Annotated in this window: 18 protein-coding genes and 1 pseudogene; 8 read left to right on the forward strand and 11 right to left on the reverse strand. The window is 70.2% G+C overall.

The annotated features are described in order from the left end of the window. The first annotated feature begins 92 nt into the window (after positions 1-92). Both ACIG5E_RS16820 and ACIG5E_RS16825 read left to right on the forward strand, forming a co-directional pair. A complete protein-coding gene (locus ACIG5E_RS16820) occupies positions 93-332 on the forward strand; it encodes a hypothetical protein (protein ID WP_396534174.1) in 240 nt (79 codons plus the stop codon). A 166-nt stretch (positions 333-498) separates the two neighbouring features. Continuing rightward, on the forward strand, positions 499-1557 hold the full coding sequence (locus ACIG5E_RS16825) for a M4 family metallopeptidase (protein WP_396534175.1): 1059 nt from the start codon (positions 499-501) through the stop codon (positions 1555-1557). Positions 1558-1801: 244 nt separating this feature from the next. Here ACIG5E_RS16825 and ACIG5E_RS16830 read toward each other — a convergent pair. Continuing rightward, positions 1802-1894, reverse strand: a pseudogene (locus ACIG5E_RS16830) (family 1 glycosylhydrolase); the annotation flags it as partial. Positions 1895-1963: 69 nt separating this feature from the next. Next, positions 1964-2092: a hypothetical protein gene (locus tag ACIG5E_RS16835; RefSeq protein WP_396534176.1), complete on the reverse strand. Its 129-nt coding sequence runs from the start codon at positions 2090-2092 to the stop codon at positions 1964-1966. Between the two features lie 5 nt (positions 2093-2097). Here ACIG5E_RS16835 and ACIG5E_RS16840 point away from each other — a divergent pair, with 5 nt between their 5' ends. Next, complete coding sequence (locus ACIG5E_RS16840) at positions 2098-2682, forward strand: DinB family protein (protein ID WP_396534177.1); 585 nt, start codon at positions 2098-2100, stop codon at positions 2680-2682. Between the two features lie 113 nt (positions 2683-2795). Further along, entirely contained in the window at positions 2796-3086 is a 291-nt protein-coding gene (locus ACIG5E_RS16845) for a transposase (protein ID WP_396534309.1), read from the forward strand. 493 nt (positions 3087-3579) lie between these two features. Here the strand turns inward: ACIG5E_RS16845 and ACIG5E_RS16850 are convergent, their stop codons facing one another. After that, positions 3580-3798 (reverse strand): hypothetical protein, encoded by a 219-nt coding sequence (locus ACIG5E_RS16850; RefSeq protein ID WP_396534178.1) that lies wholly within the window; start codon positions 3796-3798, stop codon positions 3580-3582. Positions 3799-4000: 202 nt separating this feature from the next. Between ACIG5E_RS16850 and ACIG5E_RS16855 the strand changes: the two genes are divergently transcribed. Together ACIG5E_RS16855 and ACIG5E_RS16860 are read left to right on the forward strand one after the other, a co-directional pair. Further along, entirely contained in the window at positions 4001-4819 is an 819-nt protein-coding gene (locus ACIG5E_RS16855) for a hypothetical protein (RefSeq protein ID WP_396534179.1), read from the forward strand. 155 nt (positions 4820-4974) lie between these two features. Then, entirely contained in the window at positions 4975-5727 is a 753-nt protein-coding gene (locus ACIG5E_RS16860) for a YcnI family protein (protein ID WP_396534180.1), read from the forward strand. 264 nt (positions 5728-5991) lie between these two features. On the opposite strand, the gene ACIG5E_RS16865 is transcribed toward ACIG5E_RS16860, so the two are convergent. Next, a complete protein-coding gene (locus tag ACIG5E_RS16865; protein ID WP_396534181.1) occupies positions 5992-6729 on the reverse strand; it encodes a dienelactone hydrolase family protein in 738 nt (245 codons plus the stop codon). A 308-nt stretch (positions 6730-7037) separates the two neighbouring features. Between ACIG5E_RS16865 and ACIG5E_RS16870 the strand changes: the two genes are divergently transcribed. Further along, positions 7038-7442 (forward strand): ArsI/CadI family heavy metal resistance metalloenzyme, encoded by a 405-nt coding sequence (locus tag ACIG5E_RS16870; protein WP_396534310.1) that lies wholly within the window; start codon positions 7038-7040, stop codon positions 7440-7442. A 480-nt stretch (positions 7443-7922) separates the two neighbouring features. Beyond that, entirely contained in the window at positions 7923-8735 is an 813-nt protein-coding gene (locus ACIG5E_RS16875) for a ribosome-inactivating family protein (RefSeq protein ID WP_396534182.1), read from the forward strand. Positions 8736-9016: 281 nt separating this feature from the next. On the opposite strand, the gene ACIG5E_RS16880 is transcribed toward ACIG5E_RS16875, so the two are convergent. The 7 genes from ACIG5E_RS16880 to ACIG5E_RS16910 form a co-directional block, all read right to left on the reverse strand. Beyond that, complete coding sequence (locus ACIG5E_RS16880; protein ID WP_396534183.1) at positions 9017-10699, reverse strand: hypothetical protein; 1683 nt, start codon at positions 10697-10699, stop codon at positions 9017-9019. Between the two features lie 45 nt (positions 10700-10744). After that, positions 10745-11689: a hypothetical protein gene (locus ACIG5E_RS16885; RefSeq protein WP_396534184.1), complete on the reverse strand. Its 945-nt coding sequence runs from the start codon at positions 11687-11689 to the stop codon at positions 10745-10747. 43 nt (positions 11690-11732) lie between these two features. Then, entirely contained in the window at positions 11733-12242 is a 510-nt protein-coding gene (locus tag ACIG5E_RS16890) for a hypothetical protein (RefSeq protein WP_396534185.1), read from the reverse strand. 32 nt (positions 12243-12274) lie between these two features. Beyond that, positions 12275-16741, reverse strand: coding sequence for a discoidin domain-containing protein (locus ACIG5E_RS16895; protein ID WP_396534186.1), 4467 nt, complete (start codon positions 16739-16741; stop codon positions 12275-12277). A gap of 11 nt (positions 16742-16752) precedes the next feature. Then, positions 16753-18960 (reverse strand): hypothetical protein, encoded by a 2208-nt coding sequence (locus tag ACIG5E_RS16900; RefSeq protein ID WP_396534187.1) that lies wholly within the window; start codon positions 18958-18960, stop codon positions 16753-16755. Positions 18961-18966: 6 nt separating this feature from the next. Next, a complete protein-coding gene (locus tag ACIG5E_RS16905) occupies positions 18967-23802 on the reverse strand; it encodes a DUF6603 domain-containing protein (RefSeq protein ID WP_396534188.1) in 4836 nt (1611 codons plus the stop codon). Positions 23803-24130: 328 nt separating this feature from the next. Continuing rightward, positions 24131-25882, reverse strand: a complete 1752-nt coding sequence (locus ACIG5E_RS16910; protein WP_396534189.1) for an ABC transporter ATP-binding protein — start codon at positions 25880-25882, stop codon at positions 24131-24133. Positions 25883-25890: the final 8 nt, after the last annotated feature.

Genomic DNA, 25890 nt, shown 5'->3' on the forward strand with positions numbered 1-25890 from the left:
TCGAACTGCTCGCGGCCGCGCCTCCATGACGGAGGCGCGTCGCTCGGTACGTCACGTCATGATTCACACGGATCGAAGTACGGGAGACCACCATGACCACTGAGGAACTCGCCAAGTTCTACGCCCTGTTGACCATCCTGGAGCCGCAGGCGCAGACCTGCGTCCAGGCCGCCCGTCTCGCCGAGGCGGGGACGGCGGGTGAGGGCGACACCGACACCACCGTGGTGAAGCAGCTGAAGGCGCACGCCGACAAGATCGCCGCCGAACTGGCTTCGGTGAGCCCCGAGAAGCTGCAGCGCAAGACGGCTGCGATCGCCAAGTTCCTCGGCTGACCCAGCAGTTCCCCTCGTGGGCCCGCCGGCTCTGTTCGCCGGCGGGCCCACGCATGTGCGGGCCGGCGGCAAGCTTCGTCACCTGAATGGATATCAACCACTCGATGTCATGAATCAACGGACAGAGACGTGTCAGCCCCTGGTGTCGAGTGGAACCTTGCACGCCATGAACACATCGGCCGAACCGGTCTTCCGAACGATCATTCCCCCACACATTCTCGACAGGCTCGCGGAGTCCGAGGATCCCCGGAGGCACGAGCCCGCGCGCCGCACCCTGGAGCACGATGGCGCCATCCGCACCCGGCGCCGGGTCACCGCCGCCGGCAGCCTGCCCCCGACCGCTCCCGCCGCCGCCTCGGACAGCCCCAACCGCAGGATCTGTGACGCCGGGCACGTGGACACCCTGCCCGGCGACGAGGTCCACACCGAGGGTGCCGCCCCTGGCGGGGATGCCACGGTCAACCGCGCCTACACCGCGCTCGGCACCGTCTTCGACTTCTACCTCAACGTCTACGAACGCCACTCCATCGACGGCGCCGGCCTGCCACTGACCGCCAGCGTCCACTACGGCCAGGACTACGGCAACGCGTTCTGGGACGGCGAGCAGATGATCTTCGGTGACGGGGACGGCGGCGTCTTCGTCGACTTCACCACCTGCATCGACGTCATCGGCCACGAACTGACCCACGGCGTGATCCAGTACACCGCGAACCTGGAGTACTACGGCCAGGCCGGCGCCCTCAACGAGTCGATCTCGGACGTCTTCGGCTCGCTGATCAAGCAGTACTCCCTCGGCCAGACCGCCGACCAGGCCGACTGGCTGATCGGGGCGGGCCTGCTGGGCCCCGACTTTCACGGGGCCGCCCTGCGCTCCCTGAAGGCCCCCGGAACGGCCTATGACGACCCCGACCTGGGCAAGGACCCCCAGCCGTCCACCATGGATGATTTCGTGAGGACCTCGCGCGACAACGGCGGCGTCCACATCAACTCCGGCATCCCCAACCGCGCCTTCTATCTCACCGCCTCCGCCCTGGGCGGCCATGCGTGGGAACGCGCGGGCGAGATCTGGTACAGGACCCTGACCGGCGGCGACCTGGCCTCCGATGCCGACTTCGCCACGTTCGCCCGTCAGACCGTCGCCACCGCCCGGAGCCTGTTCGGCGACGGCGACGAGACCCAGGCGGTACTCAAGGCCTGGTCCGAGGTCGGAGTCCGCTCCTCGTAGTCCACGTACCGAACGGAGCCGTCTGGACCACGTCCTCGGCGAGCCGGGTAATGCAACGCCTCCGCCGAGGACGCCGGCACGGAATGAACCCGCACCGGAAGGGTCCGCTGACGATCTCACCATCAGGGGCCCTGCTGCGGTTGGCAGGGAGTCAGCAGGACCGGGACAGCGCGGATGACTGTGTGGAGCTACCGACGTTGGCCGGGCACCCGAAGACGGCCAGCAGCCTGGAACGATTGCTCATATAGTCGGCGAAGCGGTAGGCGGTGTCGCGGTTGAGCCAGCCCCCGGTGTCTTCGAGGGCCTGGGGAAGGTCCCAGTGGAAGAGGGTGGGGAGTCGGCCGGATGACTTCCAACATTCCTGGCCGTCCGCGACCCGGTCTCGTCTTGTCGTTCAGAGGTTGTCTCACGTGGCAAGTTTCGCGAGCTTCTTGTAGCAGGTCAGGGCGGCGGCCATGGCCATGCCTCGGCTCTGCCAGTCGTTGCGGACCATGTACGGGATCTTGAGACCACGAGCAGCCCATGGCAGGCTCATGCCGCATGATCGATGAATTCGCGAAAGACAACCTGCACGGGAGACTGCGGCGGGACCGCAAGGCGCTGCTCTGGAAACTCGACGGCTTGTCCGAATACGACGCCCGCCGACCGTTGACAGCGACCGGGACCAACCTCCTCGGCCTGGTCAAACACGTGGCCGGCGTCGAGGCCAGGTACTTCGGCGAGGTCTTCGACCGCCCTTCCCCGGAACCGCTGCCCCGGTGGCAGGACTCCAACGGCAGCGATCTGTGGGCGACCGAGGACGAGACCCGCGATCAGATCATCGGGTTCTACCGGCGCACGTGGGAACACTCGGACGCGACGATCAACGAGCTTCCCCTCGACGCCCCCGGCCACGTGCCGTGGTGGCCGGAGCCTTATGCCGACACGAACCTGTTCGCCGTCATGGTCCATGTCCTCGGCGAGTCCATCCGGCATGCCGGGCACGCCGACATCCTGCGCGAGGGCCTCGACGGCCGGACCGGGTTGCGCGCCGAACACGAGAAGCAGATCGACGAGGAAGCCCGTGCAGCCTACTGCGCGAAGGTCGAGCAGGCCGCCAGGTCGGCCGCAACAATCAAGGGTTAGAGGTTGTCTCACGTGACTTGGTGTTCGTGCGGCATGATGCCGGTCGTGGGTGCTGATCCATCGGAGCGTCTGGTTGCTGATGAACTCTGGGAGCTGGCCGCCCCGTTGCCGCCATCGTTCGCTGCTCGTCCGCAAGTGGTGGGACCGCTCCGTGTGACGAGCGGGCCGTGTTCACGGCAGTGGTGTACGTGCTGACCAGCGGCTGTGCCTGGCGGCATCTGCCGCCGACGTTCGGCACGCCGCCCGCCACCGCGCATCGCCGCTTCACGGTATGGACCGAGGCCGGCCTGTGGCGTCGGCTGCACCGGGCGGTGCTGGACGAACTCGGGGCCCTGGGCGAGGTGGACTGGACCTCGGCGATCGTCGACGCGGCCTCCGTTCGCGCCAAAAGGGGCGATCGCTGACCGGGCCGAACCCGGTCGATCGCGGCAAGAAGGGCAGCAAGCTGCACGTGCTGTCCGATGCCCAGGGCGTCCCGCTCGCCGTCGCCGTGTCCGGCGCGAACATGCACGACAGCCTCGCCCGGTCTCGCCGACGTTGTGACGCCTGGCGCACTGCTCGTTCTTCGAGCCGAGAGGTCGTCCCGGGCCCGACCGGGACGGTTTCAGTGCGGAGGCCAGGCGGCTGCACATCGAGTCGCTCCGCCCACCCAGGAGATCATTCCGGCTGTCGCGTCCTATCGATTCATCGTGCGGCGCCTGGAGATCGCGCCGCAGGCGGCCGAGGAGCCGGAACGGAAGGACACCCACCGCCGTTTCAGGAGACCGGTCGAGGACGTGAACCAATGTGGGGAGCCCGTGATCACGGCGCCGGCCCGCGCGTTGTGGGCCCAATGGTCCGGGTGAGGCCGATGAGGCCGATGAACGGCATGGCCGCCGTCCGCCTCGGACCGGCCCGTCAGCCCGCCATGGTCGTCACCCGGTCGAGGGAACCGGTCTTGGCCTGGTCGAGGAGGTCTTGGAACTGGTCGGCACTCAGCTGGATCTGCTGGCCGAAGTCGTCGGTGATCCGGATCCGGCGCTCTTCCGACGCGTCGGGGTCGACGAACACCTGCGGGCAACCGCAGTTGCAGTTTCCGCAGAACCTCGCCACCGGCTCGTGCCTGGACTCAGACATGGGACACCTCCGCTTGTTGATGGCAGGCACCGGGCACGGCACCGCTCCTCAAGGGCTTACCCGTCCGCTCCGCCATGCTCACCCCTTGCGCCGCATCGGTCGCCGAAAGTGTCGGATTGGGAACGATATGGGGGAGTCCGACCGGGACGGTGGGCGCCGGTGTCATGATGTCCCGGCCATGTCTGCCCCGAGAACCACGCCCGTGCCCACGCCGGTACATGCCGCCGCGCTCGACCTTCGCGTACTGCGGGCCCTGCCCTTCGCGACGGTCTGCGTCGCGCTGGCCGCCGCCGGGCACGGGCTGGCGTCCGGCAGCGCGGTACCGTCGGGTGCGCTGCTGCTCGGGTGGGCACTCGTCGGTGTCGTCGCCGTGCTCGCGGCGCGGCGGGAGTGCTCGCTGCGGGCGATCATCGGCGGTCTGGCCGTGGGCCAGGGGGGACTGCACGTCCTTTTCCATGCTGCGCAGTGTGGGCGGCGGCCTCCATCGGCTGCCTCGCCGGCGAACCCGTCCTCGGTCTCCTCCATGGTCGGGATGCCTGGGATGCATGGCATGTCCGGCATGGCCGGGATGTCCGGGGCGCTGCCGGTGGGCAGTGGGCGGCCAGGCCCGTCGGCCGCACATGTCGCGGCGGGAAGCGGCGGTGCTGCGCACGCCGTCGTGGCGGCGACGCATGTCTCCTTCTGGGGCCATGCGGCGCTCCTGGGGCTGAGTCCCGCGATGCTCGTCGCGCACCTGGTGGCGACCGTCGCCGCGGGGTGGTGGCTGTGGCGGGGCGAGGTGGCGGTCTGGCGGCTGGTGCGGCTGACGGCCGAGACCGTCTCAGCGACGGTTCACGCCCGCGAGGCTTCGCTGCGCGGGGTGCTGGCCCTGTTCGCGCTGTTGCGCGGCGGGACGGCCGGACGGTCGCGGGCCGCCGCTACGCGCTTCGTGCCCGCCGAGGGCCGGTGGTGGCTGCCGCGGTGGACGTCGTTGCGGCATGTGGTGATCAGGCGCGGTCCGCCGCTGGTATCGGCCGCCTGACCGGAGCGGAACCGCTCTCGGGTCGCGGCCCTCCGCCCTCCCTCTGATCACATACACGTGCTCCGCCTCCACGGGCAGCGGCGCCGGGTCCACCGCGCGCCCGCCGCTCGTGCACACCGGTGTGCGCGTGCCTCCGACCTGGAGACCACACAGCCATGAGCCTGTCCCTGAAGAAGCGTCTTGCCGCCGCCTGCGCCCTGGGCGCCGCGACCGTTCTCGGTGCGGCCGTGCCGGCGTCCGCGCACGTCATCGTGCAGCCGTCCAGCGTGCCGAAGAACGCGACCGACCAGACCTTCGCGTTCCGCGTGCCCAACGAGGACGACAAGAACAGCACGGTGAAGGTCGAGATCGACTTCCCCACGGACCACCCGATCCCGTCCGTCAAGGTCGCGCCTGTGCCGGGCTGGACCGACAGCATCCAGACCACCAAGCTCGCCACCCCGATCCACACCGACGACGGCGACATCACCGACGCCGTCTCCCAGGTCGTGTGGACCGGCGGCCAGATCACCCCCGGCCACTTCCAGGACTTCACCGTCGACCTCGGCGCGCTGCCCGACGGCACGGACAAGGTCGTCTTCAAGGCCCTGCAGACCTACAGCGACGGCAACATCGTGCGCTGGATCGAGGAGCCCCAGGCCGGCCAGCCCGAGCCGAAGAACCCGGCCCCAGTGCTCAAGCTGACCGCCGCCACCGCCGGCGACTCCGACGCTCCCGCCCCCAGCGCCGCGGCGAGCGCCAAGGCCGACCCGGCCTCGACGAGTACCACCACCGCGAAGGCGAGCGGCAGCGACTCCACCGCCCGCGCCCTGGGCATCGCCGGCATCGTGGTCGGCGTCCTCGGCGCGGCGGTAGGCATCGTGCTCGGCCGCCGCGCCCGTGGCACCGGTACGGACGCCTCGGCGTAAGCACACCCTGCGCGTAAGCAGGCCGCGGCCGGTGCGGGGCGCTTCCCTGGCTTTGTTCACGAGAACCGACAGCACTTGTACACGAGTTTGGGCGGCACTCGAAGCTGTGCAGAAATCGAACAGTTCATGGCCTCGGGACCGCGGGCCCCTGCCAGGTTGGCAGGGGCCCGCGGCACATAGCAGAGGAGCGTCAGGACCCGCCCTCGACGAACAGCATCCTGGCCAGCACGGCTTATCGTCTGCTTGTGGCCTGGCGGCCCGGCCTCACCGCAGGTGCCGGGCGAAGAACCGGGCCCCGGCGTCGAGCTCGAACTGCGGGACGCCGGTGTGCCCGCCCATGTTGGCGTGCAGCGTTTTCTCCTTGGAGCCGAAGGCGTCGAACAGGTCCAGGGCCGCCTGCCGGGGGTTCCCCTCGTCGTCCCACTGCAGCAGGACCTGCAGCGGAATGGTGACCTGACGGGCCTCCTCGACGATGGCGGCCGGCACGCGACTCCCGGCGAAGAGACCGGCGGCCGCGATGCGCGGCTCGACCGCCGCCAGCCGGACGCCGATGGAGATGATTCCCCCCTCGTACCCGACCGGGCCGCCGATCTCGGGCAGCTCAAGGAGGGCGTCCAGGGTGGCCCGCCATTCCGGGACCGCCCTCTCCACGAGCGGGAGGATCAGGGCGTTGACGATCTCGTCGCCGACCGGCTCGCCCACCTCCATCGCCCGGCGCAGATCGGCGCGGGCTTGCTCGGCTGCGGGCCAACCGGGCCGGTCACCGCTCCCGGGGAGCTCGATGGTGGCCACGGCGAAGCCGTACTCCGCCGCGTAGTACCGGGCTCGCCCAGCCAGCCGGGGGTACATCTTGCGCAGTCCGAGCGGCGGGGGGCTGATCAGGATCAGCGGCGCCGGTGCGGACCCGGACACGGGCGTCCACAGGATGCCGGGAATCTCGCCAAGGGTGAACTCGCGCTCGAGGACACCGTCCTCGAGGCGCTGCTCAGAAGTGAAATGCATGGTCGTGTCTTTCGGGAGTGCTTTGGAACGGCGCTCCCGGACGACCTATCGCCCGACCGTGACCCCGGAGGGGAGCACCCATATCAATACTGCGTTCACGGGTACCACCTCCTCGCTCTCTCGCACGGCCTCCGGAAAGGTAGCAGTGGTCGGCGTGGTCCGCCAAACAGGTTATTGCACAAGCTCCGTGGCCGGATGCCGCGGAGTCGGAACAGAGATCCTTGGGATCACATCGCGGCTTCCCGAGATGCTGCTGGGTGAAGAGGCCGCCATAGCTCGCCCTCCGCGTCGCCGACCTCGAAGGCTCCATCGCCTTCTACTCCAAGCTGTTCGGCACCGAACCCGCCAAGCGCCGCCCCGGCTACGCGAACTTCGCCATCACCGAGCCCCCGCTCAAGCTCGTCCTCATCGAGGGCGAACCCGGCGAGGACACCCGGCTGGACCACCTCGGCGTCGAAGTCGCCTCCACCGCGCAGGTCACCGCCGCCACCACCCGCCTCAAGGACGCCGGCCTCGCCACCTTCGAGGAGAACGACACCTCCTGCTGCTACGCCCTCCAGGGCAAGGTCTGGGTCCACGGCCCCGGCAAGGAGCCTTGGGAGGTCTATATCGTCAAGGCCGACGCCGACACCCTCGGCAAGAGCGCCGACAACACCCCCGGCACCTGCTGCACCAGCACCGGGCAGACCGCTGCGGGATGCGCCTGCGGCTGACCCTCACCACCACCGATGGCCTCAATTGACGGGGACAGTCGGGCAGTCCCGATTGCGCCGCTGGTCGGCTCGTCTTCTCATCGTCCCCACCGTTCGGAGATCTCGGGCTTGTTGGCCTTCGGGCGTGCTGTGCCAGCTACGCCGTGGGTGCGGTCGGGACCAGCGATTCGAGTACGTCTTTCAGGGTCTGCTCGATCTCGGCCCCGACGGCCGCCTGCGCTACGACGCCAGTCCCACGGGATGTGCACCCGCCGCCGGCAGACCTGCGTATCGGCGCCTTCAACGTCTCCATCTTTCAGGGCTTCTGACATGGCGTCAGAAATGTGAGCTCGCCCACAGGGGCGGCGACGGCATGAACCGATCAAGCGCTCTTCGCTACTGTCCGAGTGCGAAAAGTAGCGTGCCGATGTCATCGCCCCTTCGCCCGGAGGTCCCTGAATGCCCCCTCGCCGTAGCCGCCTGTCACCGCTCCCCGCTCTCGTGGCCTGCACGGCCCTGGCTGCGGGTCTGACCGCCGCCACCCCGGCGTTCGCCCACACGCCGACCCCGGCGGTGCGTGTGGCGCCCGCCTATCCCAACCCATCGCTTGCGGTTGCCAACTCCACCGGCGCCAACTACCAGGCCTTCGTCAAGGCATTGCGATTGCGTGCCACCGACGGCACGGTCTTCTACCAGACGATGTTCAAGACCCGCCCGACGGCGACCGGCGACCTGTTCCCGGTGCGCTTGACCACGAGCACGGGGAAGTCGGTCGACCTGGTGGTGCGCGCGAGCAACCTCTACGTCGTCGGCTGGTACTTGCCGGCGCCCACTGACAAGTTCTACTCCCTGAACGACAGCCCCGCCCCCGTCTACAACCCCACCGGCAAGACCACCGAGGTCCGCACCGGCTTCGACGGCAGCTACACCACTCTGGAACGCCAGGCCCAGACCTCACGCGAGGCTGTGCCGCTCGGCCGCAGCAGCACCGACCAGGCCGCGATCGACCTCGCCACGCCGACGATCCCCCTCGACGTGAAGAAGATCAGCAAGGCCCTGCTCATCCTCGTTCAGGAGACCAGCGAGGCCGCTCGCTTCACCAAGATCGACAGCCTCGTTGCCGCCGACTGGACCACCGGGGCCCCGGGGGAACGGCAGCTGATGGTGGCCCTGGAGAACGACTGGGGCTCCTTCTCGAACTGGGCGATCCAGAAGCTCCAGAATCCGCAGACGCCCGCGCACCATGTAGGCGGGCACACCGTCAACGATCTTCAGGCGGCGCAGCAGTACCTGGGCGTGGTCAAGGCCGCGTAAGCACGCGGTGCCGCAGCAGGTACCGCACGATCCTGTCGTTGGCCTCCAGGAGCCTGGTGCACTGCGTACCCTGGCCGATGATGAAGCGTACGGCCATGTCGAACGCGCACCCCGGGTCGTCCACGCGGTTTCGGGACCGCGGAAGCGGTCCCGGGGAACCCGGGCTGTGCGGCGGCGGTCGGACTGATGTCCTGCTCGACAGCGTCCGCGCCCGGTTCGCGTGGACCAACTGATACGCCGCCACAGGTGGCTCAGGCGATGGAGTCCCGACGGGGGCGGCCTCACCCTCCCGCGAGCTTGTCGAGCACGGCCTGGGGAAGGTCCTCCCCGGTGATGGCAGCCACCACTGCCGAAACGTTCTTACCCATGGGGATCCAGTAGAAGACCCCGCCGGTGTTTGGCTCCTGGTAGTAGTACGAGCATGTCTGGCCCTTTCGTACGGCTGCGGTCACACAATTTCCACCGTTGCCGTTGTAGCCACCCGTCAGCCATTCCCCGCCGATGTTGATGCTGACGAAGCCGTAGTGGGACGACTGGCGTACACGCCCGATGAGGATCCCGGAGGTCGGAGCGGTAAAGGACCGCACGCTGGTGCCCGATGGGAGCGTCTGCACCGTCCCGAACATGTCCACCGCGCCGTTGACCTGGATTTCCCCGAGGGTGGACTTGCCGGTGACCCCGAGCGTCTTGCTGACGTCCACCGAGCCCTTCACTGTGAGGTGGGCGGGAGTGCCGGTGGGGAGCGCCACCTCCTGGATCCAGACGGGGGAGTTGAAGACCACCTGCTTGCGGCTGCCGGCGGGGTCGGGGATCTGGATCGTGTCGGCCTTGAGTGGCTTCTGGGACGGAATGGTGATGCCGTCCGCTGCGGTGACCAGTCCTTCGAAGTCAATCTTGCTCTTGACGGTCACGGTGCCGCCCGACGTGCCGTCCAGTGCCCAGATTCGTGCGGTGTGGACCCCGTAGTACTTTCCTGCGGGGCCTCGGTCGACGAAGATGTTCTGATTCGCCTTGATCGGCCCGTTGGCCTCCAGCTCGCCGCCCACCGTGAGTTTGTTGTTGCCTGTGATGGTGACGTCTCCTTCGAATGTGGTGGACCGGGCCCAGGTCTTCTTGCTGTCCTTGTTGTCGGCCCAGAAGGTGTCGGTGACGGTGACTTTGTCGGTGGCGGTGAGGGTTTTGGCCTTGATATCAGCGTCTTTCACGGTGACGGTGGTGGAGAGGTAGTGGTGGAGCACGGTCGCTCCGTCTTCGGCCTTGGTGCGGGCGTCGAGGACGAAGGTGGTGGTGTCGGTGAGGGTGTGGGAGAGGTGGCTTCGGCCAGTCACCTTGATCGGGGCCTTGTCGTCCCAGGAGAGCCAGTACTCGGTGCCGGCCTCGCTGCCCTCCCAACGGAGCACCACTGAACCGCCGTTGGTGACTTGGGGCTTTTCGCAGGAGAAGCTGCGGAAGAAGAAGTCGGTGATGGTCTCCTGATGCTTCGTGACCGGCTCGGTGCTCACGGGGCGGGTCTCCCAGTCGTCGGTGAGGGCGGTGCGGGCGGTGATGGTGAGAGTGGCGTTGCCGGGAGTGCGGGTGACGGGGATGGCGGAGAGGTTGAGGGTGAAGCGCCGGGTTGGGTCGAAGGTGACCATCGGCGGGTTGCCGGGTGCTTCGGGGGTGCAGGTGAAGGTGACGGTGTGGTTGGTGGCCTGCTTGGTGATGCGCCAGGTGCCCTGGCCCTCGTAGTTGGCCTCGACGGAGGTGGCGCTGCTGGCGAGGTCGGTGTCGGTGGTGCCCACGGGGAGGGTGACGGTGATGGCCTGGCATTTGATGTCGTCGGGGCTGTCGTCGGGTTTGGCGAAGGTGAGGTCGAGGACGCCGTTCTTGGTTTTGCTGGGGGTGGATACCGGGAGTGGGTTGGGGCTGGGGGCGCAGTCCACGTGGAGTTGGGCGTGGGGTGCGGCGGCGCTGGTCTGGGTCACGGGTGCCCTCGCGATCGGGAGTGGGGACGGAACCGGGTGCGGCGGCTACGTGATGGTGACGTCGCCGTCGAATGTGGTGGCGCGGGCCCAGGTCTTGTTGGCGTTGGTCCGGTCCGCGACGAAGGTGTCGGTGACGTCGACCTTGTCGGCGGCGGTGAGGCTCTTGGCCAGGATGTCGGGGTCTTTGACCGTGACGGTGGTGGAGAGGTAGTGGTGCACCGTCTGGTTGGCCGCGTTCCTGGTCTGGGCGTTCAGTACGAAGGTGGTGGTGCGGGTGAGTTGGTGAGTGGGGACGGTGAGTGGTGGTTGTGCGGGCAGGTCGGTGAGCCGTTTAGCGGGCGCGTCGTCCCAGTACAGGTAGTACTCGGTGTTGTGGGGTGTGCCGTCCCACTGCAGGACGGTGGCCTCGCCGTGGGCGACCCGGGGCTTGACGCACGAGAAGTTCTGGAAGCGGAACTCGTTGCCGGCCTTCTCGATGGCGGGCAGGGCGATGGGTCGGTCCGCCCAGCCGGTACCGGTGCCGGTGGTCGTGGTCTCGGTGATCGTGAGGGGGGCCGCGCCAGCGGTGCGGTTGATCGGGACGCTGGAGAGGATGAGGGTGAACTCGCGGCCCGCGCCGAAGGTGGTCTCGCCCGAGGGCGGGGTGCAGGTGAAGGTGATGGCGGTGACCTCGGAGGGAGACCCCGGCTTCTCCGGGGTGGTCTGCCGTTCGATGGTCCAGTCGAGGCCGGTGCTGTCGCGCGGGTAGTCGTCGATGTCATCGGCGTCGGCGCCGCTGGTGTTGCCGACCAGGTCGGTGGGTTCCTGGCCGACCGGGATGGTGATGGTGATCTTCCGGCATTCCACGTCCGGCCCCGTCGCGGGTTTGCGGAAGGTGAGGAACAGGGTCCCCTTCTTGTTCTCCTGGGGCGTGGAGATGGTGAACAGCGGGGGCGTGGTCTCGCAGACGAGGTCGAGTAGGGCCGCGGACGCGGCGGCGAGCTGGTACACGGGCGGGGCCTCCGGTGTGACGGGTGCGGGCGTCGTGCAGGCCTCAGGACGCGTCGGCGGGATCCTGTTGGACGGCGACGGACAGCTCGGTGCTGCGCCGGGCGTGAGCCTGTGAGCCGCCGGCGGTGTCGTCGGTGATGCGCAGGCTGACGGTGCCGGGCGGTCCGGTCAGCGCGATCCGTTCGAGGATCAGGGTGAGCGTGGCGGTCTCGTCGAAGACCGCCTCCCGTCGCGGGTTCTCCGGGGTGCAGGTGATCACGGTGCGGTCGGGGTGCGTGGCGGTGTTCTTGTGGATGTGCCAGCTGCGGCCGTGCGGGGCGCTGTAGGCGGTGTCGATGCGTTCGGGGCGGTCGGTCAGCGCCTGCGGATGACCGCCGCTGGGCACCTCGACGGTGATGCTGCGGCAGCTGGCGTCCCCACGGGCCTGGGGGTTGCGGGAGACCGTGATCTCCAGTCGGCCCTGGCGGGGGTGTCCGGGGGTGGCCCGGACCAGGACGGCGGGGGTGGTGGTCAGGGCGTAGGTGAGGAGTGTGGTGTCGGCCGGCTCGGTCATGCGGCGCTGTCCCTTCCGGGGGTGACGGGTGGTCAGGGCTGAGGCGCCGGTTCGTCGCTCGGCGTGGCGGGGTGGAGCTGGAGGTATCCGGCCCGGGCGGTGGGCAGCGCGTCGTCAGGGTGGGTGAGGTGGTCGGCGGGGATCAGCGCGCGTTCGTCCCAGTCCGGCGTCTCGCTCGCGGTGGCCTGGGGCTGGGCCCAGGACCAGGTGCCGTAGCGGGCCGAGAGCGGCGGGATGACCACGGGGTCGTCCTGGGGGGTGACCTGGAAGCTGCGGATCACCGTCGAGTACTGGTTGGCTTTCAGCACCAGTTGCAGGTAGCGGGCCAGCAGCGGGGGTCCGGTGAGGCTGCGCTGCCAGTGCAGCTCGGCCTGGGTCGCGGCGGCCTGGGCGAGCTCGGTCCATTCCTCGCCGTCCTCGGAGGCCCGCAATTGCTTGGCGGGCGGGATGCGTCCACCGCCGGCCTCCCCGAAGTAGATGTCGATTCCGGTGACGGGCTGGACCTCGCCCAGGTCGACGGTGACCGTGTCCCCGTCGCGTGGTGCCGCGCCGGTCTGGTACCAGGTGTCGAGTCGGCCATCCAGGATCCGCTCGACGGGTCCGGCCTGCGGCGTGTTGGTTCCGTGGCCGGGGATGCTGCTGGTGGCGGTGCGTGGGCTGCGGGTGGTGGCGAGCAGCGGGTTGAGGCGGAAGGAGGCGCGGATCGCGGCGAGGGCCTGGTGCACCTGCTCGGCGTCCAGGCGCAGCTCCTGGACGGGCAGGATGTCCGTGGTGGCGTGGATCGGCAGGTGAGGGTGGGCGAGCAGGGTGACGTGGCGGGTGGTGCGGCCGGTGGCAGTGCGGGCCGGCAGGTCGAGGTCCGCGGCGTCCACGGGCTCGATGTAGCCGCTGCTCCCGAAGGGCTGCAGGGCGCTGAGCCGGGCGTAGTCGACGTTCTGGTCGCGCTCGGCGCTGTAGTAGCCGATCAGTCCGTCGTCCAGGTCGTACGGGTCGCCGAGGCGGATCGGCCAGGCGTAGTCGGTGTACTCGGGGTGGTTCTCGCCGGCCTGGTTGAGGATGGTGGCCCAGGACGGGTCGGTGAGGGGCGGGCCCTGGAGGTCGAGGTTGAGGTCGGCGCGGATCAGGGCCACGGGTCGGCCGATCAGGCGGGCGGGAAGTTGGTCGTCCTCGGCCCCGGAGTCCACGATGGTCCGCAGGCTCTTGTCGATGGTCCTGAGCAGGTCCTCGAACGCCACCGCCGAGTCGCGACGGGCGAGCAGCGCGGCCAATAGCCGGTGCAGCTCGGGGTGGTCGTTGATGAACCGCTGGTCGTCCAGGCCGCTGTACGGGGAGTGCGGGAGTGGGGTGTAGCGGGCCTCGCGGGTGGTCCCGGCGGTGGTGATGACGCGCAGTTCGCCCAGGGCCTGCCCGGTGGGTCCGTACAAGCACAGCGTCTGGTCGAGGTAGTTGGCCAGCAGCCAGCCGGTGATCGGCGTGCCCCGGCCCGCGGGCGCCGGGGCGAACGCGAGGCGGGCGTCCTGCAGGAGGCGGGGCGGGAGCTGGATGAACCGGTCGGGGTTGTCGACCTCGGTGTAGAGATCCTCGCTCGGGGTCACCGAGGCGGTGCGGATCGGGTACTGGTCGTTCCAGTTGCCGTCCGCGCCGGAGGTGACCAGGTCGACGGCACGGCCGAAGCGGTCGACGATGCGCAGGTCGGTGAAGAAGAACTGCCCGGCACGCACGGGTTGGAAGCGCCGCTGGTGCGGTTCGCCGGCGCCGTCGGGGACGTGGTTCTGCTCCCCGGTCAGGTGGGCGAGGGCGCCCTCGGTGGGGACCTGGGCGCCGCCGTCGAGTTGCAGGAGCCAGTCGTTGAACCCGTCGAGGCTCTGTGAGAGGACGTCGAGTTCCTCCAGGTCGTCGCGGAGCGCGGCCAGGGCGCGACGGTCGGCGCCGGGGTAGCCGGCCAGGTAGCGGGCCAGTTGGGCGCGCAGCACGAAGACGGTGGTGGGGGCGAGGTAGGCGCGGCCGCGGAACAGCCGGGTGAGCACGTCGCCGTCGCTCGGGGAGTCGGCCGGCAGGGTGCCGGTGCCGTTCCACACATGGCCGTAGGAGTCCAGGCCGCTGTCGGCCGGCGCCTCGAAGGTCCAGTGGTAGCCCTTGTCGGTGCGGTACGGGGTGGGCGAGAAGTTCAGCTTCCACATCAGGAACATCGGCAGCCACGGCTGCTGCCAAGGGGCGGTGAACTCGGCAAGCGGTCCCTCGGTGTGGGTGGCCGGGTTCTCGGTCAGGGCGTGCAGCGCGGTGCGGTCGCCGTCGCGGGTGCGGGCGGCCCGGTCGAGGAGGGCGAACTCCTTGAGCAGGGCGGCGCAGGGGGCGGGCAGTCCGGCGATGCCCGGGTCGGCGGGATCTGTGGGCGGGGGCGTCATGTCACCGCCGAGCAGCACGCCGCGCAGCAGGTTCGAGGGCACCCGGCAGGGCAGCGGGTTGTCGGCGTCGCGGGTCAGTGGCACGGTGCCACCGCCGGTGCCCTCGACCAGCAGGACGGGGTCGGCGGGCTTGTAGAAGCTGCCTTGGGGCAGGCGCTTGAGCTGGAGGTGCTCGGGCAGGCCCCGTTCTTCGTCCGCGGCCCAGGCGTCGATGGCCTCCTGTGGGTCCTGGCCGTCGACGGCCGTGGGCGGCAGGGCGGCCAGCAGCTGGGCGAGCGTGTCGCGGTGGGCCTCGACCGCCTTGACCAAGTCGCCGGTTTCGGGGTGGAGTTGCCGCTCGCACTGTGCCTCGAAGTCGGCGGGCAGGCCGATGGGACGCTGGTCCGGGGCCAGGTGCTCCAGCTGGTTGCGCAGCCAGTACAGTGCCCACAGCCGCCACTGGCTTGCGGTCAGGTCGTTCAGCGTGGCGTCGTAGCGGGTCTGGTCGGTGTTGAGCTGGTCCAGCCAGTCGGGGGTCAGGTCGGCGCTGCGACGCTTCGGCGGGGCGTCGGGGCCGGGCGCCTGGCGCGGGACGATCTGCCAGGAGGAGCCGCCGTCGCTGCCGGCGAACCAGCTGCTGTGGGTGATCTCCGCCAGATCGCGCTCGCCCTCGGCGCCGTCGAAGGTGTCCAGGGTGCCGTGGAAGAGCGCGCTGACCAGCGAGGCGTGGCGCGACCCGGGAAGCTGCCGCTCGACCAGTGCGGCAGCGGCCTCGCCGGTGCTGTGCCCGACGGCGACCTTGAGGAGTTCGCCGTTGTCGGGGTGGTCCGGGTGCTCCGGGGCGTCGCCGAAGCGCTTCCAGTTCAGGCCCAGCGCGGTGCCGCTGTACACGGTGCGGTCGACCCTCTCGGGGGCGGCGGTGACCTGGGCGGTGCGCACGGCGACGGGCTCGGTGCCGGGCTCCCTGATCCACAGCTGGAGGTAACGGGCCTCGCAGGGCTCCGGCGGGCGGTAGTCGATGACGGGCGTGCCGGCCTCGTAGTCCTGGTGGAACTCCTCGGGCCAGTTCTGGTTGTCCACGGACGTCTGAACGCGCACCTTCGGGAGCAGGTGTTGCTCGTCCGGGTCGCCCAGCAGCACCCGGAACGTGCCGATCTGCTGGATGCTGCCGAGGTCGATGGTGATCCGGCTGCCCGCGGTGGGGGCGTTCGCGCTGAGGTAGTAGGTCTCCTCGTCCGTATCCAGGATGTGCTCGGCGCCGTGTTCGGCGGCGGCACCCAGGCCGCCGAGTTCGGTGGCGGTCCGTCCGGCGGTGGTCCAGCCGAGCGCGGCGACGACGTCGGCGGGAGAGCCGTCGCTGTCCGGTGGCAGCAGGCCGGGGATGGCGGGCACCTGCTTGAGGATGTCCTGGGCGGGGTCGCTGTACCAGCCGCAGACCAGGTAGCTCAGCGTGGCGTCGGGCGGGTAGCTGTCGCCCTGGCCTTTGAGGTCCATGAGGTCGTCGTGCATCGAGAAGACGTTCTCGTGGTACGGCTCGAAGGCGGCGAAGGTGGGCAGGCCGGCGCCCACCGCGGTCAGGAACATGTCGGGGGCGTCCTTCGGATCCTGCTCCTGCCAGGGGCCTTTGGCGAGTGAGTGGATGCGGCCGAGCCAGTCGACCTCCGGGTTCTGCTTGCGCGGGTTGACGAAGCTGTTGATCACCCCCTTGCCGTCCCAGGAAGCGCCGTCGTCGTCGCTGTGGAGGTAGTCGCTGTGCACCACCCAGCCCACCGGAGCTGCCATGGCGCCCCGCACCTCGGCGTAGCGCACCACCAGCCAGCGGTTGGGCACCAGCGGGTAGTTGGTCTGCCCGGTGGCCTCGTCCAGGACGCCGTCGGTCAGCGCCTCGGGCAGCTGCCACTGGACGTGGACACCCTCGAACGACTCGTGCCCGCCGGTGTTCCCGCCGCTGAACGGCTCGGGCTCGGCGGCGCCGCGGCCCGTCATGTTCGGATTGCTGCCCAGCATGTGGTGGAAGCTCGGCTGGTAGCGGTAGAAGGGCTGCGTGGTGCGCACCTTGTCGTTGACCAGCAGGGCGTGCACCTCGACCGGCACGATCAGTTCGCTGTCGCTCATGTGTCCGGCTCCTAGGCGTTGTTCGCGGGGAGCAGGAGTTGCTCCAGGGGTGCGTTGACCAGTTCCAGGGCGAACTGGGCGGGGGTGGGATCCGCGGCCAGAGCCAGGGCCGACTTGAGCGCGGGCAGCAGGCTGCGCAGGTCCAGCACGTCCGCCTCGGCGCGGCCCGGGACGAGCGGGTCGCGCAGATGGGCGGCGAAGATGTCGGGCGCGCCGGTGGCGGGGAACTGGTCCCCGGTGCGCTCGCCGATGGTGTCGCCGTCGAGGTGGCGCAGGTTGATGCGGTGCTGGTCGTTGATGCCGAAGTGAATGCCCTGACCGGGTTCACGGATGGCGATCCGGTCGGGGACCTCGTCCCACAGCACGAGCAGCACGTCGGGGGCCAGGTGGTCGCGGCGCAGCTCGTTGACCGGGGTCTGGTCGGTGCCGGTGGTCGCGAGGATGTCGAAGACGGGCCAGGCGCGCACGAGTTCGGAGTTCATCAGCAGGCCGGCGACCGGCTCGCCGGTGCCGAGCGTACGGGTGAGGCGGGCGCGCAGCACCTCGTCCAGGTCGCGGTCGATGGAGGTGTGCGCGCCGACGTCGCTCGCGCCGGCGACCAGCGCCTTGATCCACCCGGGGTCGACGCGGAACAGGCGCAGGCTCTCCGGGGGCAGCATCCGCGGGTCCGGGACGAGGTGGTTGAAGGGCACCCCGCGCAGCAGGCCCAGACGCTCCAGCCACGCGGCGGCGGTGGGGGTGCGGGCGGCGGCCACGGAGCTGAGCGACTGGCGGGTGCGTGCGTCGGCGAGCAGCGCGGGCGCCTCGCGGCGGGTGGGGCGGGCGGCACGGGACCGGCGTGGCTCGGGGGCCAGGGGGGCTTTCAGGGCCCGGACCAGGCCGCGGCCGAATCCGGCGTCGGCCAACTCGCGCAGCGCGGTGCTCGCGGGCAGCGCGTCGGGGTCGTGCAGGGCGCGGCGGCGATCGGCGCTCAGCGCGCTCAGGGTGGCCGCGCGGTTGGCCATCTCCCGTCGGGCTTCGATGACTTCGGCACTGTAGTCGGGGTCGGCCAGCGCGATGGTGCGGCCCAGCGTCCAGGCGGCGGCGTAGCTGACGTCGAACAGGCCGTGCTCCCGGTCGTAGATCAGGGCGTGGTCGGCGGTGGTGTACGGCCCCGCGGAGTCGGCTTCGGCCTCGTCGTCGGTCCAGGGCACTGTGGGGGCGGTGAGTGGGGTGAGCGGGCCGCGGTACCAGGCGTAGGTGTGCTCCCCGGACAGGGTGCGATAGGGCACGGCGGTGTAGCCGTGGTGCAGCCGCTCGCGGGCGTACTCCTCCTCCGGTGAGGCGGCCTGGCCGGTGGCGGCGGGGCGCAGGCGCAGCGCCAGCTCCTCCCGGTCCTCGGCGGCGGGCTCGACCAGGTTGGCCAGCAGCTTGGCCGGATTCAGGCTGCCGTCGGGGTCGTTGGTGAAGGACCAGGACCACAGGGTGCACAGCCGCACGTGCTGGGTACCACCGGGAAGGCTTTCCAGGCGGCCGATCCAGCCCTCCAGGGAGACCAGGTGGACGGCGTAGCGGCCCTCGGCCCGGGGGAAGCGGTTGGCGGCGAGCACCGCGTAGTCGCCTTCGGTGAGGATCTCGCCGTTGTCCCGACGTTGCGGGGCGGTCCGCACGTCGCGCACGTGGGCCAGCTGCAGCAGTTCGTCCTCGCGCGGCACGACGGCGGTGAACACGGCGGCGGGCACGTCGATGGTGCGGCACTCGACGCTCTCGTCGAGTTCACCGCTGAGCCGGGGGCCGAGCAGTCCCGGCCCCGGCTGAAGCAGTTCGCGCACCGTGCGCTGGCTGAACGCGCCCTCGGCGTCGGGGTCGTCGAGGACCTCGCCCTCGGCGAAGACCAGCAGTGCCAGCCAGGCGGCGCGCGCCACCACGCCTCGGCCCTGGAGTTCGCGTTCCCAGGGCAGGATCGCCCGGTTCAGGGTGATGTGCGGAAGCACGTGGGTGTACAGGCCGGCCGCGTCGGCGGGCGGGTAGCTGGCGTGCACCCAGGCGGGGTCCAGGACGAACTGGGCCGCGCGGATCTCGTACCGGTCCGCGACCTCCGGCAGCCGGGCACCGTCGGTCTCGACCGGGTCGCCGTTCACGGTGAGGCGGTGCTTCATCGAGACGGTGTAGACGCCGGCCGTGGCCTTGGGCTGCAGGTGGTCGTAGAACGTGACGTTCAGGTCAGGAGCGGTGGTCATGACGGGTCACCTCGTGCCGGGGGCAGTGAGCAGCGGGGGGTCGGTCAGCGTGTTGCCGGCCAGGTCGGCGTAGCGGGTCAGCGGGCCGTCGCTGCCCGGCGCCGCGCCGAGCGCGGCCAGCGCCTGGTGCACCTTGGTGCGGGTATCCGCGGTCGCGGTCAGGGTGCTGGTGATCACCCCGACGCTGCCGTCGTCGATGACAGGGGAGGTGCCCGCCTCCGTGGTGTCGTGCAGCGGCATGTTGCCGTCCGGCAGCACGGCCTCCACCTCCAGCGCGTCGGCCGGCACCGGGCCGACGAACTTCTCCGACCGCTGCGGCCCGGGCACCTCGATGGTCACGCCGGTCAGGCAGCCCGGGACGAGTCCCTCCTCTCCCAGGGCCTGTTGGGGGTTGGCCAGCGGCCTGCCCCACAGGGCCCGCGGCACCCCTTCGGTGGTGGGCTCCACCTTCCAGCCGGCCTGCTTCCAGTCGTACCTGGCGTCCTGCTTGCGGATCTCGATGACCTGCTCGCTGATCACGCCGGTCAGCCGCATCGGGCGGATGTCGATTCGCGCTTTGTCGCTGCCGTCGAACAGATCGCCGTTGAGGGTGATCTTCGAGGCGGGCACCGCCGACTCGACGGCCACGGTGAAGCCGTCCATCCGCACCTGCAGGGGCGCGGGCGCCTCGGCTCGCGCCTCGGACTCGTCCTGGGTCGCGTCCGGCAGCTCGATGCCCCGCTTCACCGCGGAGCGCGAGGCCGCGGGCAGCTGGACGTGGAAGTCCTCCCAGGGCACTGGGGGCGCACCCTTGCGGTCCGCGCCGAAACCGATGGTGAAGGAGATGAACCAGATCTTGACCTTCGCCCGCCCGCCGACCGGCGGCAGCCACATCTGCATGCTGACCCCGACCTCCACGGAGACCCGGACCCGCACGAAGAGCACCTTGACGGAGGCCGACACGCCGATGCTGAGTCCGTAGGCGATGTCGGCGTAGAACGGCTTCCACTGCACCAGCGCGTCGACGTGGACGGTGAACCAGGCTCGCAGGTTGATGCCGTGACCGTTGTCGTAGACGGCGGCCAGCGAACCGCCGATCATGAACGCGCCGTCGCTCAGCGCCGCGTACGCCTGTCCCTTGATGGTGATCGGGCCCCGCTCCCACAGCCAGCCGATCCGCGGCGGCTTGGGGTAGTAGTCGGGGGCCTGAAACTGGGGGTGGTAGCCGCCGGCGGAGAGCACGAAGCCCTTCTTGACACCCAGCTCGGGCAGGTCCTTACCCCACACGTACAGGGAGATGCCGCCGGTGAGTTCCGCGGCCGGGTCCAGCAGGTACGAGCCCTTGGCGATGACGGTGTCCATCGAGAGACGGCTCAGCGCGGAGTCGAACGCGAAGACGAAGTCGACGATCACCTGTCCGATCGGGCGCATCAGGGAGTTCGAGCCGTACGGTGATCCGGCCCGCGCGTCGCTCTCGTTCGGCATGGTGGGCGGCAGGGAGAGGGTGGTGCTGCCGGCGAGCATGGCCTTCCAGCCGGCTTGGCCGAACTCCACCAGGGCCAGGGCCCGGGCGTGGATGAACTTGTAGACGGTGAACTCGATGCCGCCGGCCACCCAGTACTGGCCCTGGGCCGGCGTCACCCAGCCCGGGGCGACCACGAGTTCGTTCAGCGCCTCCACCGGCGACTTCTTCTCCACCTCGCCGCCCTGCGCGGGGGGATTGTCCCCCAGTCGCCTGGTCAGCGGGAAGGTCTGGAGCTCGGTGGTGGTGGGGATGCGGACGGTGCTGTTGATACCAACGCCGAGAACGATGCCGACGACCGTGACCGGGCCGAGCGGGAACAGGCCGTTGATCTTCTTGCGCTGGCCCACGAGTTCGGCGTAGCCGAAGAGGGAATCCCAGCCCGCGTTATTGCGCGCCCAGCTGCCGGCCAGCTGCAGGGTGACGAGGCCCTGGATCTCGATCCGGCCCAGGGCGGCGAACGCCAGGTCGAAGTCGGCCAGATCCAGCCGGGTGAACGCCGCGGCCATCTCCACCCGAGGCGGACCGGGCAGCTCCAGGGCCACACTGGCGCCGCGCAGCACCGGCAGGACCTTCCAGTCCTTGTCGACGCCCAGGCCAAGGCCCAGCAGATCCAGGGTCAGCGGGCCGACCGCCAGCGTGGCGTCCAGGGCGACGAACAGCAGGCCGTGCGCGTAGCCCAGTCCTGCGTGACGGAACCGCACCGGGCCGATCGCGAACCCCTCCAGGCTCTTCTCCGTGCCCGGCTCGGATGCGCCAGCGGCTCGCTCACGGCCCAGCACCACGCCCTGGCGGAGCGGGGGCAGCTCCCGGTCCGCCGGCCACACCAGATCCACTCGGTAGTTCTCGCCCAGGTTGAGGGTGGCCCAGATCATCGTGCCGGGCGCGAATTCGTGGTTCGGCAGGGCTGTCGGCAGGACCGGCAGCACCCCGCGGTTCCCGATCACCGGGTCGATGTCGAGCTCGGCCAGGATCTCGTTCAGCTGTTGGATCTCGAGGAGCGACCACACCTTGACCTGCGTGCCGGTGTCGCCGGCCCAGGCGAAGTGGATGTCCGCGACGGTGAGGTCATGGTCCGGGGAGGTCGGCGCGGAGATCACCGGCAGATCCGAGGCCTTCGCCCGCACGGTGCCGCGCACCGCCAGCATGAAGCGACGCTTGGTCTCGTTGACCGGCCGGGTGGCCAGCATCCAGCCGAAGTAGTCGGTGGTGCTGGTGAGGACCAGGAGGTAGGTCTGGAAGTTGAAGTACAGGCCCGCTGATTGCAGGCGCGGCATCAGCTGCTCGGGGATCACCGCGCCGGCGAGCTCGGCGCCCAGGCCGAGCATGAGGTCCGTGGCCGGGATCCCCTCCTCTTCCTCCCCCGCCTGCCAGCGGGCGACCAGCTCGATCGGCTCGGACGACGTGGGCATGGGGACGGCGAAGGTCAACTCGACGTTGCCGGGCAGCGACAGCGACAGGCTCGGGAACCGGGGGTGCACACTCAGGTTCTTCAGGTCGATGTCGAACCCGAGCCCGGGCAGGCCCAGGGTGATCCCGCCGCCGAACGTGATCTTGGCGTCCAGGACCAGGCGCAGGACCCAGTCCGAGCCGACCGTCCAGTCGATCTCGTCCGGGCCCGGCCAGGACAGGCCGATCCGCGACACCTCGATCGGCCCCAGGCTCAGGTCGGGCAGGTCCAGCCAGAACGGCTCCAGAGGCGGCGGCGCGGACGGTGGCCAGGGGATCCCCCAGGCCACGCCGGAACCACCTGGCAGCTTCCAGTCCATGTCCAGTGACCAGCCCGGCCGTCCCAGAGCACCCCCGGAGAAGTCCCAGCTCAGGGTGGGCCACCAGGCGTCCACTCCGCCCGGGAACGAGCCGATCCGCCCGTTCAGCAGCTCCAGTTGCAGTTCGGTCAGGGTGGTGCCGAGCCCGGCCAGGCTGATCCCGTTCGGGGCGAAGTCGGACAGCCCTCCCAGCAGCCCTCCGATGAACGGCAGATCCTCGAGCCACCTCTCGAACCCCGTGACGCCGAGCAGTGCGACCTTGCCCCAGTCCGGGCCGGAGGGCAGGCCGGCCAGCACGAAGCGCAGTGAGATCGACTCGCCGACCAGCTTCAGGCTGCCGGTCAGCTCAAAGTCTCCCTCGCTCAGGTCGAACCTCAATCCCAGAGAGGGCAGTGGCGGATTGAACAGGTCGGGCAGCGACGGCGGCTCGATGCCGAACGGCCGGAGCAGGTCCAACAGCCGCATTCCGTCGCCGCTGTCCCACCAGCCGGTCAGCAGCCGGGCCTTCGGCAGCCCTGGGAAGCCAGGAACCCCGGGTAGGTCCGTCTTGGGCACCGTAAAGGTCAACTCCGCGTCCCCCAGTCGCAGGGAGAGGCTCGGAAGCCGCGGATCGACCGAGAACGCCCCCGTGTCCGGGAGTGACAAGTCGAAGCCGACGTCGGGCAGCGACAGGGACAGCCAGCCCAGTTGGACCGACAGGTCGAGGTACACTCCCAGGCCGCCGCCGTCGCCCACCAGCGGCCAGCACAGCCCGAAGCCGGAGAGGGTGAAGCGGCCCAGCGGGACGGTCGGAAAGTCCGGAACCCGCCCGATGCCTTGCCCCAGCCGCACCACCCACACCTGCGGATCAACCGCGGGCAGCTGGTAGCAGGCGCCCACCCAGAGCCCCGCCTCCAGGCCCCGCTCCGGCAGCAGCGGCCACCACGACTCGCCGCCGACCGCCTCGGCCACCGCCGCGTTCACCAGCGCACCCTGCGCGGCGGTGAGGCCGCCGGGACCCACCACGATCAGCTCGACCCCGAGCACCCCGATCCGCTCACCGCCAGGGATCTCCGGGCCGACGTACGGCAGCTCGGACAACAGCGCCTGACTGTCCCTGACACCGACCAGGCCCACCAGGCCCGCGTCCTGCGCCGGCCTGGCGAACACCAGCCGCAGCCGCTCGGTCTGCGCCGTGATCACCACCCGGCCGACCGTGAGGTCGTAGCGCGCCGTCAACGCCGCCACCTCGGTCAGGAACGCCAGCGGCGCCTGCGCCAGCTCCAGCCCCCAGGCCGCGGCGAGGTCGACCAGACCCATCGCCGCATCGAACTCGGCCCGCAGTCCGGTGACGAGGTCATTCGCCGCGTCGGCGAGGAACACGAGCTGCAGGGCCACCGGGTGGCCGTCCAACGCGGCCTCGCCGATCACCTTCAGCTGATCTTCGGCGACTTCCGTCACCCGCAGCACGAGCTCCTTGCCGGCGGCGAACAGCTGGTACAGCTCGGGCAGTTCGATCGCATCCAGGGGGAGGACGAAGTCCTCGCCCACAGCGGGGAAGGCTTCGAGCAGATCGGCGACAGACAGGGCCATGGGGACGGAGATCCTCTCGTGCTGGGCTGCGGGAGGTCCTGCACGAGAAACCGCACCAGCGAGCCCGCAAGGGCGCGCCGGCACGGCTCCCGATACGACGTGCGATACCACCACCGCGGCCCGCACCGCGCCAGACCGCCCACCTGACGTGTGATCAGAACACGCCAACTATGCGCAAGGCGCCGCGGAGACGACTTCCGTTTGATACCGAGCGCATACAGAGAGTAGCGCCCTGCGCGCCGGGACCGGCCAGTCGATCTCGCAGTGCTCCCCGCCCCGCAGCGAAGGATCGCCGGGTCGGGCCGAGTGGCCGCCGCGCTGTGTTTCTTCAGGGACGCCCAGCGCTCTCCAGCCCCGACCCGCCAAGATGCCACACCCGCGCTGCCAACTGCGCCCGCCACATGCGTGCGTAGCGGCCGTCGCGGTCGGCGAGGAGTTCGGTGTGGGTTCCGTGCTGGGTGATGCGGCCGGCGTCGAGGACGAGGATCTGGTCGGCGCCGACGACGGTGGAGAGACGGTGGGCGATGACGACGACGGTCTTGCCGGTCACCAGGCGGTCGATGGCCTGCTGGACCACGACCTCTGATTCGGTGTCCAGCGCGGCGGTCGGTTCGTCCAGCAGGACGACCGGTGCGTCCTTGAGGATGGCCCGGGCGATGGAGATGCGCTGGCGTTCGCCGCCGGAGAGGGCGGAGCCGATCTCGCCGACCCGGGTGTCGTAACCGTCCGGGAGGCGGGAGATGAAGCCGTGCGCGTTGGCGGCGCGGGCGGCGGTCTCGATCTCGGCGTCGGTGGCGTCCGGGCGGGCGAGGGCGAGGTTGGCGCGGATGGTGTCGTCGAAGAGGTAGACGTCCTGGAAGACCACGGCGATGTGGCGCAGCAGGTCGTCGGGTTCGAGGGTGCGCAGGTCGGTTCCGCCGAGGCGGACCGTGCCGTGCTGCGGGTCGGCGTAGCGGCTGATCAGTTTGGTGATGGTGGTCTTGCCGGAGCCGGACGGGCCGACGAGGGCGGTGAGGCTGCGCTCGGGGACGGTGAACGAGACGTGGTCCAGGGTCGGTTCGTCCTGGCCGTCGTAGGCGAAGGTGACGTCGTCGAACGCGATGTCGTGGGCGGTGGGCCGCTGTCCGCCGGGGGCGACCGGCAGGGGCTCGGTGGCGAGGAGGTCGTCGATCCGGTGCAGGGCCGCTTCGGACTGTTCGAAGAGCTTGGTCATGACGGCGGCCAGGCCGAGCGGTTCGGCGAACCGGGCGGCGGTGACGACGACGGCGACCACGGTGGCCGGGGAGAGCCGCAGTCCGAGGGCGAGCGCGGAGCCGAGCGCGACCAGGGCCACGAGGGCGAGTTGGACGATCAGTTGGGCGCCCGCCACCGGGAGGGCGGCCGAACGGTTGGCCGCCAGCTGGGCGTGGTGCTGGTGGCCGAGCACGGTTCGCAGGCGCGGGGAGTGGGATCCGGCCTGTCCGGTGGCCTTGAGGACGGGCAGTCCCTGGACGTACTCGACGATGCGGGCGGCGAGGTCGGCGTCGGCCCTGTCCACCTGGTGGAAGCCGGAGTTGGCTCGGCGTTGTACCTGGCGGACGAGCGGGAGGGCGGCAAGGGTGGCGGCGACGAGGACCAGGCCGAGCCGCCAGTCGAGGGCCAGGACGACCACGCCCAGTACCGCGGGGACGGCGACGAGTTGGATGAAGAGCGTGGAGAGCGAGGAGATCGCGCCCGCGGCGGCGGTGGCGTTGGAGCCGACGACCGAGGTGAGGTCGCCGGCCGCCCGGCGGGCGAGTTCCTGCTGTGGCATGGCGCGCAGCTTGGCGCCGAGACGAAGGCGGGTGGCCTGGGTGACGAGGTGCCAGTAGTCGTAGGTGAAGGCCGTCTCGCGTGCCCGCAGGATCGCTTCGACGACGACCAGGACGGCGAGCAGGCCGACCCACAGCCAGGCCTGGCCGGTGCGGACCGGGTCGCCGGTCAGTTCGGCGAGCAGCGGGACGAAGGTCGCGTAGGCGGCTGCCTGGACGAGCGAGGCCGCCAGTGAGATCCGCAGGGTGCGACGGAACTGCGGTGCGTACGGGCCCGCGGCGGTGAGCATCAGGCGAA

Origin of the sequence: Kitasatospora sp. NPDC053057 (assembly GCF_044546945.1) — a bacterium.
GTDB lineage: Bacteria > Actinomycetota > Actinomycetes > Streptomycetales > Streptomycetaceae > Kitasatospora.

What these genes read in the sequence shown, in the direction of transcription:
- ACIG5E_RS16820 (WP_396534174.1), top strand. Translation starts at nt 93, where the DNA reads ATGACCACTGAGGAACTCGCCAAGTTCTACGCCCTGTTGACCATCCTG.
- ACIG5E_RS16825 (WP_396534175.1), top strand. Translation starts at nt 499, where the DNA reads ATGAACACATCGGCCGAACCGGTCTTCCGAACGATCATTCCCCCACAC.
- ACIG5E_RS16835 (WP_396534176.1), bottom strand. Translation starts at nt 2,092, where the DNA reads ATGAGCCTGCCATGGGCTGCTCGTGGTCTCAAGATCCCGTACATGGTC.
- ACIG5E_RS16840 (WP_396534177.1), top strand. Translation starts at nt 2,098, where the DNA reads ATGATCGATGAATTCGCGAAAGACAACCTGCACGGGAGACTGCGGCGG.
- ACIG5E_RS16850 (WP_396534178.1), bottom strand. Translation starts at nt 3,798, where the DNA reads ATGTCTGAGTCCAGGCACGAGCCGGTGGCGAGGTTCTGCGGAAACTGC.
- ACIG5E_RS16860 (WP_396534180.1), top strand. Translation starts at nt 4,975, where the DNA reads ATGAGCCTGTCCCTGAAGAAGCGTCTTGCCGCCGCCTGCGCCCTGGGC.
- ACIG5E_RS16865 (WP_396534181.1), bottom strand. Translation starts at nt 6,729, where the DNA reads ATGCATTTCACTTCTGAGCAGCGCCTCGAGGACGGTGTCCTCGAGCGC.
- ACIG5E_RS16890 (WP_396534185.1), bottom strand. Translation starts at nt 12,242, where the DNA reads ATGACCGAGCCGGCCGACACCACACTCCTCACCTACGCCCTGACCACC.
- ACIG5E_RS16895 (WP_396534186.1), bottom strand. Translation starts at nt 16,741, where the DNA reads ATGAGCGACAGCGAACTGATCGTGCCGGTCGAGGTGCACGCCCTGCTG.
- ACIG5E_RS16900 (WP_396534187.1), bottom strand. Translation starts at nt 18,960, where the DNA reads ATGACCACCGCTCCTGACCTGAACGTCACGTTCTACGACCACCTGCAG.
- ACIG5E_RS16905 (WP_396534188.1), bottom strand. Translation starts at nt 23,802, where the DNA reads ATGGCCCTGTCTGTCGCCGATCTGCTCGAAGCCTTCCCCGCTGTGGGC.
- ACIG5E_RS16910 (WP_396534189.1), bottom strand. Translation starts at nt 25,882, where the DNA reads ATGCTCACCGCCGCGGGCCCGTACGCACCGCAGTTCCGTCGCACCCTG.